Origin of the sequence: Amycolatopsis sp. NPDC051102 (assembly GCF_040682815.1) — a bacterium.
Classification (GTDB): Bacteria; Actinomycetota; Actinomycetes; order Mycobacteriales; family Pseudonocardiaceae; genus Amycolatopsis.
In genome coordinates this window covers 1,389,040-1,401,444 of sequence record NZ_JBFBBT010000001.1, presented here as the reverse complement: position 1 = coordinate 1,401,444, position 12,405 = coordinate 1,389,040, and the positions used below count along the sequence as shown (strand labels likewise).

Annotated in this window: 12 protein-coding genes; all 12 read right to left on the bottom strand. The window is 73.4% G+C overall.

Annotated elements, in window-relative coordinates; all coding sequences use genetic code 11:
• Positions 1-2: 2 nt before the first annotated feature.
• Genes AB0M93_RS05955 through AB0M93_RS05900 form a run of 12 tightly spaced genes read right to left on the bottom strand, consistent with a single transcriptional unit; the run spans position 3 to position 12,390 of the window.
• Entirely contained in the window at positions 3-1,172 is a 1,170-nt protein-coding gene (locus AB0M93_RS05955) for a hypothetical protein (RefSeq protein ID WP_364268834.1), read from the bottom strand.
• Between the two features lie 13 nt (positions 1,173-1,185).
• On the bottom strand, positions 1,186-3,060 hold the full coding sequence (locus tag AB0M93_RS05950) for a phage tail protein (RefSeq protein WP_364268832.1): 1,875 nt from the start codon (positions 3,058-3,060) through the stop codon (positions 1,186-1,188).
• Positions 3,057-5,018 (bottom strand): putative baseplate assembly protein, encoded by a 1,962-nt coding sequence (locus tag AB0M93_RS05945; RefSeq protein ID WP_364268830.1) that lies wholly within the window; start codon positions 5,016-5,018, stop codon positions 3,057-3,059. Before AB0M93_RS05945 ends, AB0M93_RS05950 begins: the two co-directional genes overlap by 4 nt.
• Positions 5,015-6,865 (bottom strand): putative baseplate assembly protein, encoded by a 1,851-nt coding sequence (locus AB0M93_RS05940; protein ID WP_364268828.1) that lies wholly within the window; start codon positions 6,863-6,865, stop codon positions 5,015-5,017. Before AB0M93_RS05940 ends, AB0M93_RS05945 begins: the two co-directional genes overlap by 4 nt.
• Positions 6,862-7,257: a GPW/gp25 family protein gene (locus tag AB0M93_RS05935; protein ID WP_364268826.1), complete on the bottom strand. Its 396-nt coding sequence runs from the start codon at positions 7,255-7,257 to the stop codon at positions 6,862-6,864. Before AB0M93_RS05935 ends, AB0M93_RS05940 begins: the two co-directional genes overlap by 4 nt.
• The gene (locus AB0M93_RS05930; protein ID WP_364268824.1) at positions 7,254-7,949 is read right to left on the bottom strand and encodes a phage baseplate assembly protein V; all 696 of its coding nucleotides are present in this window, start codon (positions 7,947-7,949) and stop codon (positions 7,254-7,256) included. Before AB0M93_RS05930 ends, AB0M93_RS05935 begins: the two co-directional genes overlap by 4 nt.
• Positions 7,946-9,124 carry a type IV secretion protein Rhs gene (locus tag AB0M93_RS05925; protein ID WP_364268822.1) on the bottom strand — a complete coding sequence of 393 codons (1,179 nt, stop codon included), beginning with the start codon at positions 9,122-9,124 and terminating at the stop codon, positions 7,946-7,948. Before AB0M93_RS05925 ends, AB0M93_RS05930 begins: the two co-directional genes overlap by 4 nt.
• A 10-nt stretch (positions 9,125-9,134) precedes the next feature.
• On the bottom strand, positions 9,135-9,806 hold the full coding sequence (locus AB0M93_RS05920; protein WP_364268820.1) for a LysM peptidoglycan-binding domain-containing protein: 672 nt from the start codon (positions 9,804-9,806) through the stop codon (positions 9,135-9,137).
• Complete coding sequence (locus tag AB0M93_RS05915; RefSeq protein ID WP_364268818.1) at positions 9,803-9,985, bottom strand: putative phage tail protein; 183 nt, start codon at positions 9,983-9,985, stop codon at positions 9,803-9,805. The genes AB0M93_RS05920 and AB0M93_RS05915 overlap by 4 nt, the downstream gene beginning before the upstream one ends.
• Position 9,986: 1 nt before the next feature.
• A complete protein-coding gene (locus AB0M93_RS05910) occupies positions 9,987-10,469 on the bottom strand; it encodes a phage tail protein (RefSeq protein WP_364268816.1) in 483 nt (160 codons plus the stop codon).
• The gene (locus AB0M93_RS05905) at positions 10,466-11,932 is read right to left on the bottom strand and encodes a phage tail sheath subtilisin-like domain-containing protein (protein WP_364268814.1); all 1,467 of its coding nucleotides are present in this window, start codon (positions 11,930-11,932) and stop codon (positions 10,466-10,468) included. Before AB0M93_RS05905 ends, AB0M93_RS05910 begins: the two co-directional genes overlap by 4 nt.
• Before the next feature lie 2 nt (positions 11,933-11,934).
• Positions 11,935-12,390 (bottom strand): phage tail protein, encoded by a 456-nt coding sequence (locus tag AB0M93_RS05900; RefSeq protein ID WP_364268812.1) that lies wholly within the window; start codon positions 12,388-12,390, stop codon positions 11,935-11,937.
• Positions 12,391-12,405 lie beyond the last annotated feature (15 nt).

Sequence of the window (12,405 nt, the reverse complement as noted above, 5' to 3'; positions counted from 1 at the left end):
GATCAGCCTTCCTTCACGAAGAACCAGCTCTCGAAGACGTCGCCGCCCGCGCCGGTGCCGGAGGTCCACGGCCCGATCCCGGACGGGGGCCGCGCGCAGCCGCCGCCGGGGGTGTCCTCGGCTCCGATCAGCGGCACGCGGCCGCCGACGTTCGTGCCGTCGACCGGGCGGCAGCAGCGGTCGAGCAGGAACGCGGCGCGGACGGTGATCACCACCTGGTCGCCGTCCTGCAGCGTCTCCCGCGTGGTCTGCCGGTAGCGGAACTCCCGGGTGAACTCGCCGGCCGAGCCGTCCGGCGCGGTGAACTTCCCGCCCATGTACCAGGTGTCGGCGTTGCGGCCGGCGCCGCCTTCGATCACCTGGACCTGCACGACCCCGGGCTGCAGCGAGTCGACGCGGACGTCGTCGGAGAACCGGACGACCAGCCCGGCCGCCTCGTCCTGGGTGCCGAGCAGCTTCTTGGCCTCGTCGACGCCGTAGGTGTGCCCGTGGATCCAGTTGACGCCGGTGATGACCGTGGGCACGTGCCGCCCGAACGGGCGCCGGACGTCCTGGCGGATCCGCTCCGGGGCCACCGGCTCGCCGAAGTCGACGCCGGTGATCTCCGCCAGCCACAGCGTCCGGTGCGCGCACGGCTCGCAGCAGGTGTCGCAGCGGTCGTCCGCCGGCGGCTCGCACCCGGTCACGCGCACGGCGAAACACTCCTCGGTGCGGGTGAACTCGCAGTCCGGGGTGTCGGCGCAGCCGTCGTCGAACACCGCGCGGCTCGGCTCGACCGGCCGCTCCGCGTACCGGACGCCGACCCAGACCGTGGCCGTGTCGCGTTCCTCCGGCGGCAGCGCCTTCCAGAGGTCGACCGCGCAGCCGCCGCGCACGACGACCTCGTTGCCCTCGCAGTCCACGGCCAGGCCCGGGGTGATCCGGACCTTCGCGCGGTGGTGGTGCTCCGCCTCGGGCTCGCCGGCCGCGTGCTCGTCGTCGTGCGCGGGTTCCACGTGCAGGCCGCACACGACGCCGTAGCCGAGCAGGCAGCGCAGCCGCAGCTTCAGCTTGTCGCGGAAGTAATCCTGCTCCCGCTGGAAGTCCCGCGCGCTGAGCATCTGGCCGTGGAAGTACCGCAACCGGCGCAGCGGCGGGGCGTCGAACCCCGTGGTTTCCTGTGTCTCCGTCATCTCCCCTGCCTTCTCAGGACATCTGTGTGTGCACGCCGACGGCGGAAACCACCCCGGCGCCCACGCCTTCGCGAGGCCCGCGCGGGCCCGGTCTGAGCACCCCGCCCCGGTTCAGCCGGAACCGGCCCAGCACGGCTCGCGGCGCCGGCACGAACGCGCTGTCCACCCCGACCGTGGACCGCGTGCCGACTACGAACCCGCGCCGCCCGCTCCGCACCGAACCGGCCGTGTGCGCGGGTGCCTGGCGGGCGACGAGCCGCCGGATCGCGTCGTCGTCGGCCGTCCCCGTGGGCAGCAGCACGCGGTACCGGTGGGCGTGGGCGGTCAGCGGATCGTCGCCGGGGTGGCCGAACGCCCGCAGCGGTGCCGCGCCGAGGGCCGAGGTGCCGAGCCGGAACCGCGCCGACGACCGTCCGGCCAGCCGGACCGAGCCGAGGCTGCTGGCGCCGACCCGTGCCCAGTTCCGTTCCGCGGGCAGTTCGCCGATCACCGGCGGTACCCCGGACACGATCTCGACCGCCTTGCCGAGCGCCCACGGCGTGCCGCGCCGCCGGTACAGCTCGGGCGCGGCGGCGAGCAGCGCCCGCCGGGTCGGCGCGTTCCAGCCCGCCTCGAACGACAGCCCCACCAGCCCGGCCAGCCACGGCAGCACGCGATCCGGCACCCCGGCCGCGTCCAGCAACGCCGGGTACCGCTCGATGACCTCGTCCAGCTCGGCCAGGGTGGCGTCGAACAGCGAGAGGAACCGCTCGGTGAAGTCGTCGGCCGCCGGGTCCTGCCGGAACGCCGGGGGCAGCAGGTCCGCGCTGGTGGCGCGCGGGAAGTCGAGCCGGACGCGGCGGACGACCGGGGTCGCGGTGCCGTCGCCGGAGAGCCGGAGCCGGAGCGTGAGGTGGCGCCCGGGTGGCTGGTCGACGAGGAAGTCGGTGGTGCCGGCGGGCGCGGTCTGCCAGTCGGTGGCGGTGTAGTGGCCGTCCTCGGACACGACGAGCTGCACGGCCACCGCGGTCCCGGCCGGCAGGTCCGCCTCGACGCGCACCCGGTGCCAGCGGCACCGCGAGATCCCGCTGTCGATCAGGCTCGTGGTCAGCGTCCCGGCCGTGGCGAACGGGCCGTCGGTCACCGGACGACCCGGTTGCGGCTTGCCGTGCCAGTCGTAGCACGAGGTGACGACGTCGTCGCAGTCCTGTTCCCGCAGGCAGAACCCGTCGTCGCCGGCCTCGACGAGGGTGCTCGGCGGCACCTGCCGCAGTTCGTCCACGGTGGACGTCCGGAATGGACCGTGCCGGTCGCGGCGGTGGATCGTGAGGTCGTCGGTCAGCAGCCAGAGCGTGCCGCCGGGCCCGGAGCGCAGGCCGATGATCGTGCCCTCGACGCCGGTGCGCAGGACGCCGCGCGGGTGGCCGTCCGCGGTGAACCGCCACAGGTCTGGCCGGCCTTCGCGGGTGACGAGGACTTCGTCGCCGGGCACCAGCGCGGCCAGGCGGGCGCCGGGCAGCCGGATCACCCCGGCGAGCTGCTCGCCCTCGCGGCGCCAGACCAGCACCCGGCCGGAGTCCACCACGGCGACGCGGTGCCCGCGCGCCGCCACGGCGACCGGGGCGTGCAGCCGGTCCTCGAGCTCGAACGTGCCACCGCAGCCGTCACGGCGGAGCAGGTCCTCGTCGACCAGGTACCACCCACCGGGCCGGCACGCGGGTGCCAGCCGGGGATCCGGGAACCACGGCAGCAGCTGCGCGCGCGTCGGACCCTCGGGCGACGCACCGGCGTGGGCCAGGCGCAGCCCGGCCGGGTCGGTGAGCCCGGCAACGCCGTCGACGTCGACCTCGTCCCAGCCGGTGTAAGCGTCGAGGAGGCGGAAGGTCGCCGGTGAGGGACCGCAGCTCATGGCCGGCCTCCTTCGACCGGGATCAACACCGGCCGCCCGGGCCGGACCAGGGCGTTCGCCGGGATCGGGGCGTCGGCACACGGCGGCAGCCGCAGCCCGTCGACGGTCAGCGAAAGCCGCGAGACGGCCAGCACGCCCTCGACCGCGAGCAGCCGGCGGACCAGCGGCGTCTGCCGGACCGCACCGCCGAACGGCCAGCCCGCGCCGGTTTCACCGCCGACCACCGGATCCAGGTACGCGGTGACGGCGTCCCCCGCGCGCGTCAGCACCGCCGCCCGGTCCTGACCCGGATCCAGCGACACCCACGCCTCGACGACCACCTCCGCGAACGAAGCCGGCGCGGCCACCACCGTCACCCCGGCCGGGGTGACCTCACGCGCGAGGAAGTCCGACACCGCCCGCAGCGTCGCCTCGGTCGGCGCGCTCCCGTCGGGTGGCACGACCAGCACCCCCACGACTCCCGGAATCGGACGGCCGGGGAAGCCCGGGTGCAGGCCGGGGACGCCCTGGGCCCGCGCCACGGACGCACCCGGTGCACGCAGGGCCAGCAGGCCGTAGTCGGCGGGCGCGACCGCCCGGCCGCGCGCCCGGAGCTCACCCGCACCCCGGCGGACGACGTCGGTGTCCGGCTCGGCGTCCGTCCCGCCGGTGGCCGGGAACGGGTTGGTGACGCCGGTGACGAACGGCAGCGCGGTCAGCAAGCTGGTGACCGCACCGGCCCGCACCGCACCGGCCTGACCGCCGCCGACGCGGTAGCTCACCGCGCGGACGTTGCGGAAACCCGGCGGCACGGCCGCGCCGGTGCTGCCGTCGCCGAAGGCGACCTCACCGGTCTCGTGGTCCACGACGAACACGCGGTCGTCCGCACCGAACCCGGCCAGGCTCTCGACCTCCTGCCAGCGCTTGCTCACCCCGCGGGTCGTACCGAAGACGTCACCGCCGGGATCGTCGTCCACCTCGATGACGACCGAGCCCGCCAGGATCGGCACCTGGCTGAGCTTCATCCGCCGCCCGCCCGCCGGGTCACGGACCGGCTGCAGCGGTTCGTCCCGGATGGTCCGCGCGGCCGTCGCGGCGACGGTGTTCAGCCGCAGCCCCGACACCAGCACCGGACCGGGCACGTCCGCCTGCACCCGCAACCAGCGCAACTGCGGGCCGGGCCGGAAGCCGGGCGGGCTGCCCGGCACCCAGGCGCGCGGCACGCGCAGCTCGACCGTCCCGCTCACGCGCAAGCCGCCCGTCCCGTCGCGGACCAACTCGGCCGGGACCAACCCGCCGCCGTCCAAGACCTCCCAGCGCAGCACCGGCGGCCGCGGCACCGAGCCGGACACCGCCGGCGACGGCGGCCCGGGATCGACCACGAACCCCAGCGACAGCGCCGGGTACGGGCTCGCGGCACCGGCCAGCCCGAGCCACAAGCCGTTACCGGGCTCCGACACGCGGCCGAACGGCGCGAACGCCCGACCCGGCCCGGACGGCCCCAGCGGCAGCTGCGCCAGCGTCCCGGCCTCCTCGACCGCGATCGCCCCGAGCGTCGCCGGAGTCGCATACAGGTCCTCGTCGGTCTCGTAAACGATCCGGCCGGGCGCGCCGGCCTGCGTCCCGGCCGGGACCAGCACCGACGCTCCACCGGGCGGATTGACCGTGAACTCCAGCAACGCGGCCGCCGCGCCCGCGGGCCGCCGCCGGACCCCGGCCGTCGCCAGCTCCTCGGCCAGGATCTTCTCCGGTAACCGGTTGACGCGGTCCAGCACCGGCTCGGCCTGCGTGCCGAACAACCGGACCAGCGCCACCCCGGCGTCCTGACGATCCGGGTTGGTCCAGTCCGGCGTGTAGCCGGCGATCCGGCCGCGGACACCGGACCGCACCGCTTCACGCGTCGCATCGACGAGCTCCGGCCGGCCATCGCGCAGCCGCGCCTCACCCGTCGAGTCACGCTCCCACCAGACGGCGCTCACACCAACCCCTCCCCCGGCTCGGTCACGGCCACCACCCGCGTCCGCAACGACCGCAACACCGGCAACTCCCCCGGCCGCAACGGCACCTCACGGCAGTCCTCCACCGGATCCGCCCCGCCCAGGCCGATTGCCACCCCGGTAACATCGGCGAGGTCCCCGAGCGCCGCCTGAGCGGCCCGGACCAGCGCCGACGGCCGCAACGCCCCGCCGAACGGCCAGTCGTCGCCGAGGTACCCGCGCAGCGCCGCCGTGACCACAGTGGACACCCGCGCACGGTCGGCAGGCGCACCGGACAGATCCACCCGCAGGCCGACATCCCGGTAGACCGGACCGCGGACGAACACCTCCGTGGCCAGCAGCCGCGCCCGCTCCAGCCGGGCGGCAACCGCACAGATCATCGCCGGATCCGGTTGCGGTGCAACGACATCAGTCGTGGCCGACGGGACGATGTGGACGGTCACCGCACCCGGCACCCGCGAACACGGATACCCGGGATGAGCACCCAGCGCCGCGTACGCCCGCGCGACCGCGACCCCCGCCGTCGTCCGAGCCAGCGTCACGAAATCCGCGGCGGTCACCGCACGCGTCACCTCACCGAGCGCACTGGCCGCGCGCCCACGCGCCTCGGCGACGGTCTCCGGGTCCGCGCCCTCCGCCGCCTGCACCGGATTGGCCGCCGTCAGACCGGACTCGCTCACCCAGTTGGCGGTGACACCGCCGTTCCCGGCCCGGCCACCCCCGACCGCGTACTCCACCCGGACCGCGTCCGACGGCCGCGGGATACGCCCGGTGAGACCGTCGCCGAACACGCACGCACCCTCGCTCCGCGACAACACGAACGTCCGGTCGGCCGACGCACCGAACGTGAAGTCCGGCACCGCCGTCCACTCCTCACCGGCCAGGTGCACGACCGCGTCGAGCAGGCGGTCCGCAGCATCGGGCAACACCAGCCGCTGACCGGGAAGCTTCAGCCACGCCTCCGTCTGACCGGCGACATCCCCCGTCCGGTGCTCCAAGTGACGCGCGGCCGAGACGTTCACCGCGACCTGCACCAAACGCGGCGGCGCGGCAAACGTCGCCGCCTCCGTCGACACCAGCACCCCCCGCTCACCGGACGTCCAGCCCGCCGGCGGACGCAGCCGCACCACACCGGACCGGCGGAACCCACCCGTTCCGTCCACCACCTCCGCGAACGGCCGCGGCTCGCTGCCCTCCCCCAACGCCGACCACCTCAGCACCGCCGGCGCACCGACGTCCACCGCCCGCGACGACCACGACGGCGGCACCGGACTGTCCACTTCGAACAACAACGACAACCACCCGGACGCCGGATGCGAGCCGGTCAGCGGCAACGTGAACCGCACCGACGCCGGCCTGCCATCCGCGGCGAACAACGGAACACCACGACCGGCGACCAGATCCGCCGTCCGGTCACGATCGGTCCACACACCCACGACCCCGTCCGCCGGGAACACCGCGACGTCGTCATCGAGCGTGAACCGCACCGCCCCGGCCGGATCACGCCAAAACGCCGTACCCTTCGGCACCACCAGCCCCGGCCGAGCCGCCGGCCCCACCCGCAACACCGTCACCGCCGGCCGCGCCGGACGCGGCGGCTCCAGACCCAGCAACCGCAGAACGGCCACCACCAGCGCATCGGGCACCTGGTCCAGCCAGAACAACCGCTGCTCCAGCAGGTACGCGAACAACTCCAGCAACGTGACACCGGGATCAGCCGGCGCATGCAGGGTCCACCGGCCATCCGACTCGGCCGGGATCCGCCGCCGGATCGCCGCCATCAGATCCGCCCAGGTCAAATCGTCCAGCTTCGGCGCGGGCAACGTCACGACGTCCCCCCGGCCAAACCCAAGTAGAACGGAAAAACCAGGTTCGCCTTCGTGTTGCTGTGCCGGACACGGTAGGTCACCGACACCGTCACCCGCGACTCCGCCGCCTCCGCACGCACCTCGTCGAGCTCCACCCGCGGCTCGAAATCCCGGATCGCACCGGCCACCGAATCCTCCAGATCCCGCAGGCTCTGCACACTGCCCGGCGCGAACACCGACTCCTGCACGCGCGTACCGAACCCCGGCCGCATCACACGCTCACCCACATTGGTCAGCAGCAGCGCACGCAGGCACGCGTCGATGCTCCGCTCACCCTCGGCGTACCCGAGGCGCCCCGCCTCGTCCGGCAGCAGCGGGAACGGCCACCCCGTGCCCAGGAAGTCCTCGCTCACGACGTGCTCGCCTTCTTCGACAGGACCGCCGGCGTCAGCGGCGCCGGCGGACCAGTCGGCCCGGCGGCCGTCGGGTGCGTGTGCGCGTTGAACGCCGCCAGCAGCGCGTTCCCCAGCACCAGCGGCTCGGCGCCCCCGCCGAGCTCGATCCGCGGCGCGTCGATGGTCACCTGCTGCGCCGTCAGCGTCACCGAGCCGGAAGCGGACACCGTCACGCTCCCGCCGTCGGCCGCGGTGATCCGGACGGCGTTGCCCGCGTCGTCCAGCTCCACTACGTGTCCCGCGGCCGACTTCACCCGTACCGCGGCCTTTTCGGTCTTGTCGTCGAGGAGTATTTCGTGCCCGTGGCGAGTGCGGATGAGCTTCTGATCGCGGCCACTGGTTCGCGATGTCGACGGCCTGTCTACGCCGTTATACAGTCCACCCAGGACGATCGGGAATCGCATGTCGCCGTGGATGAAGGCGACGAGTACTTCGTCGCCTTTCTCGGGGGTGAACACCGAGCCGTAGCCGTTGCCTGCGTAGAGCTGGGTGATGCGGCACCAGTCGGTGATCGTGGTGTCGTCGAACCACGGGAAGCGCACTTTCACGCGGCCTTCGTCGTCGCCTTCGTTCTCCTCGACGATGGCCTCCACGACGCCGTAGAAGCGGCGGTCGGTGGTGCGGGCCCGGGGGGCCGTCCGCGTCGTCATCGCGTGTCTCCTTGGTGGATGCGCCGGGCGGTGAACTGGGTGAAGAAGCCGTTGGAGTCCAGGGTGTGTTCGACGCGTTTGACGAAGTACGGGCCGGAGAACCGCCGGCCGAGGCCGTAGATCTCGAGGTTGTCGCCGGGTTGCAGCTCGGGGAGCCCGGCGACGCGTCCGGTCGCGGTGATGAACTCGTAGGCTCGTTCGCGCAGCAGGCTGATCGCCAGTTCGCGGGCTTCCTCGTCGCTGGTGACGGGCGCGTCGACCAGGACGTCCTGCCGGCCGCCGAGGGTGCTGTCGGCGACTTCCGGGCCGCTCTGGCCGTCGGCGTCGTTCTGCCCGGCCGGCAGGTTCTCCGCGGTGGCGGTGAACGCGATCGGCTGTTTGGTGCGGGGGTCCCAGCCGCGGACGGTGAGTTTGCCGACCTGTTTGGACACCGTCAGGGTCGGTGTGAAGTCGAGCAGGTTCGGGATCAGGCCGTCGGGCAGGCCGGCCGGCGCGGTGGTCAGGCCGGGTGCATAGGCCAGGCGGAACACGGTGATCGCGCCGCCGTCGCGGCCGTCGGTCGGTTTGACGAAGTACAGCGTGTCTTCACCGGTGGCCGGGTCCGGGAGGAGGTAGCAGTCGAAGTCGAGCCGCTTGGCGCGTTCCACCAGGAAGCTCGCGTCGTCCTGGTTCTTCTGCACCACGATGTCGTGGGCCGGGCCCTCCTGCGTCACCACGATGCGCAAGTGGTTGCGGGCGGCGATCTGCTCGGCGATCTGCCAGTCGGGCAGGTTCCGGTAGATCTTGACCTCGTTCTCGGCCGGTTTGCGGTCCTTGAGCCGCATCATCCCGTCGACGCCGCTGACGGCGACCGTCGGCGAGGCGCTGTCGGAGAACTTCGGGGCCAGCGTGCTGATCGTGCCGGTCGCGACGGTCAGCAGCCGGTCGGCGTAGCCGAGCCGGACCGCGACCCGGCCGCCGAGCCGGAACTGCGCGGAATCGCTGTGCTTGAACTTCAGGTTCGCGTCGTCCCAGTTGTTGAGCGTCAGGTCGAAGCCGGACATCTCGTCGAGGTCGCGGTGCACCTTGACGTCGATGATGTCGTTCTTCGTCGTCGGATCGAGCTGCAGGCCTTCGATGTCGACGTCGAACTCCGGCGCGTACCGGTCCGGCGACGCGATTTCGGGGGTGGTCACCGCGGCCTCCTCACGCCAGCCGGGGCACGGTCAGCACCCGGCCCGGGCGCAGGTCCCGGGGGTCGGTGATGCCATTGGCGCGCGCGAGTTCCCGCCACGCGTCCGGCCGGCGGTAGACGGCGTTGGCGATGCTGGGCAGGGTGTCCCCGCGCCGCACGACGTAGCTCTTCTCCACCGTCGGCGACGACCGGGGCGACTCGGCGACCTGCACCGCGGCCGGCCGGAACTCCTTGAGCGAGAGGTCCAGCTGGGCGCGCAGCGGCACGCCGTCCGGGCGGAACAGCTGGTAGGTGACGTCGAGCTTCTCCAGCACGCCGGTGAACACCGACTCGTCCCACACGAACCGGACCACCGGTGGCGCGTGCTCGCGCGAATCCGGCCGCAGCAGGTTGCGCACGGCGTCGACGTAGACCGTGCGGACGTTCTCCAGCGTGTCCGACGTGTCGACCAGCGCCTGCACGGCCAGGGTCTCCGAGCCGCCGCGGACGTACTGCAGCGGCGGTGTGTCGAGGCCGGGGATGGTGATCTCGGCGAAGGTGTTGGCCTTGCTGAGCTTGTAGTCGGTGGGGTTGAACCGCAGCGGGATCCGCCGCGCGCGCTCGTCGGCGATCACCGGCCGGACGATCTCCAGCCGGGCCTGCGCCGCGCCGGTGCGCGCGAACGACACGGGGGTGGTGCTCACCGGTCCTCCCCGTCGCCGATCCGGCGTTCGCTTTCGGCGTGCCGGACGCGGGCGCACTCGTCCTCGTACAGCCGGGACCACGCCTGGATGTGGCGGTTGAACAGCTTGGTGAACACGGCGCCGTCGTCGCCTTCGACGTGCAGCCGGACCTCGAGGTTGTGGATGATCACGTTCGCCACGTCAGCTCCCCAGCACCTTCGTCAGACCTTCGTGCGCGATTTCCAGCGACTCGATCGCCACCGCGTTCTGTTCGGCGTGCAGGTCCGGCCCGCTCCACTTCGAAGCGAGACCGCCGTGGAACGCCCACGCCGCGCCGGGCGAGCCGTCCGGGCCGAGCAGGATCACCGCGCCGTCGCGCCGCGCGCCCAGCGAGTCCGCCAGCCCGGCCTGGTACCACGACCACAGCCCCGGATCGCGGACGACGCCGCGCTTGAGCGTGATCGGGTTCCACTTGTGCCGCACCGGCAGCTGGTGGGTGGTGTCGTTGCGGCCGCCCTCGGCGTAGCTGGTCACTTCCAGCTGCGCGCCCAGCCCGGTGATCTCCTGGAACGCCCCGGCCGCCACCAGCGGCAGCAGGACCGCCTGGGCGGGCGGCAGGTAGGCGTCCCCGGGGTCGAGGGTGACCACGAACCGGTACTTCGGCAGGGGCTCGGCGGACGTCACGCCTCGATCACCTCCAGGCTGCGGTCCTGGCCGAGCACGAGGCGCAGCCGGACGAACTCCATCGGGACGGCGGGTGCGACGCCGATTTCGCACACCACCAGGGCGGGGTCCTGCCCGGGCGGGTTGAGCGTGTCGTCGCAGACCACCTGGAACGCCTGCTCGGGCCGGGCGCCGGCGAGCGCGCCGGCGCGGAACGCCGCCAGCAGCACCGACGTCAGCGACCGCACCAGGGTGAGCCGCAGCTCGGCCGAGGCGACGTCGAACACCAGCGGGGTCGCGACCCGCCGGGTCGCGCGGACGAGCAGGTGCAGCAGCCGCCGGTGGGCCACGTACCGGTGGTCCGGGGTGAGGGTCCGCCCGCCCCAGACCACCAGCCCGCGGCCGCGGGTGCAGCGCAGGAGGTCGACGCCGGCGTCGAAGAGCCGGACCTGTTGCGGCTCGGGGTATTCCGTGGCCAGGTCGACCGCGTCGAGGAGCACCGCGTTGGCCGGCGTGTGGTGTGCCCCGCGCTCGGCGTCGAGCCGCGCGACGACGCCCAGCACGTGCCCCGACGCCGGGACCGTCCGCCCCTCGGGCAGGCGCAGGGCCGGGTGGTAGACGGCCGCGTTGCCCAGCAGGGCCGGGTCGCCGGCCAGGCCGTCCACCCAGGACAGCACTTCGTCCACAGCGGACACCCCGGGCGGGACGTCCAGCACGACCAGGCGGTCCAGCGACGCCGCCGCGGCGGCCAGCAGGTCCCGGACGGTGTCGGTGTGCGCACCGCCGCCGAGGTCCGCGCCGAGGTCGGGCAACGCCACCAGGGCCGGCTCCGGCAGGTCGGCCTGCACGGCGACGGCCGCGGCGTACTCGGCCCGCCCGGGCGCGACGTCGGTGCCGCCGGTCAGGCCGAGGTCCCACGTCATCGACAGCGGCCCAGGCGCACCCGACGGCTCCGGGCCGTCCGGGACCAGCCCGATCAGGCGGGACGCCCCGACGAGGCCGGTCACCTCCGGGGGCTGCCCGGTGAACGTCTCGGGCGGCTCGCCCGGGACGTCGATCCGCACGGTCACCGTCGGCGGGCCGGCGACCGTGCTGGCCCGGAAGCGGATCCGCACCCGGCCGCCGTTGGCCCAGGCACCCGGGCTCGTGGCGGTCACCCGGTACTGCCGGTGCGCGAAGCCCGCGATGTCCCCCACCGTCCACAGTGCACTCGCCGGGTCGCCGGGGCCGGCCACGCGCACCACCCACGCCGTCCGGCCGCCGTTCTCGAAGAAGCCACGCAGGGCGTCCGGCGTCGCGCTGCCGGCGTCGGGTGCGCCGAAGGAGGCCACGACGTCGTTCCGGCTCTCCACGCGGACCGGGGTGAGCACCGGCCCGCGGCGGGTCCGGCCGGCGAAGACCGCCACGTCGGTGCGCAGCGGTTCCTCGGCCGGCTCGCGGCCGGCGAAGGTCAGTGACACGCCCGGCAGGGCTTCGGCAGTCATGATCAGGCGTCGATCTCGAGCTTTTCCACGGCCAGCACGAGGGTTTCCATCGCGATCTCGTTCTTGGTCGCGCTCAGCGTCGGGCCGGTGTACTTGGTCGGCCAGCCGCGGTCGAAGTTCCACCGCATGGCCTCCTGCCGGTTCTCGTCCAGCAGGATGATCGTGCCGGAGGTGCGGCGGACCTTGCCGTTGAGCGCCTCCACCACCCAGTTCCAGAACCCGACGTGCCCGGTGATGCCGCGCTTGAGCGTGATGTTGGTGAACTTCTTCAGCCCGGGGATCTTGCGCACGGTGCCGTCCTCGGCGCCGGTGCGGTACTCGATCGGCGGGATCTCCAGTTCCAGCCCGCTCGCCTCGGTGAACGACCCGCTCACCGCCACCCCGTCGTCGCTGACGTTGGTGACGATCACCTGGAAGTTGTAGGACGCATAGGGATCGTCCCTGGTCACGGGCGGCATGACCGCCCTCCTCTC

Coding starts and splice junctions, on each gene's coding strand:
- AB0M93_RS05905 (WP_364268814.1), bottom strand. CDS start 11,932: ATGACTGCCGAAGCCCTGCCGGGCGTGTCACTGACCTTCGCCGGCCGC.
- AB0M93_RS05950 (WP_364268832.1), bottom strand. CDS start 3,060: ATGAGCTGCGGTCCCTCACCGGCGACCTTCCGCCTCCTCGACGCTTAC.
- AB0M93_RS05955 (WP_364268834.1), bottom strand. CDS start 1,172: ATGACGGAGACACAGGAAACCACGGGGTTCGACGCCCCGCCGCTGCGC.
- AB0M93_RS05900 (WP_364268812.1), bottom strand. CDS start 12,390: ATGCCGCCCGTGACCAGGGACGATCCCTATGCGTCCTACAACTTCCAG.
- AB0M93_RS05930 (WP_364268824.1), bottom strand. CDS start 7,949: ATGACGACGCGGACGGCCCCCCGGGCCCGCACCACCGACCGCCGCTTC.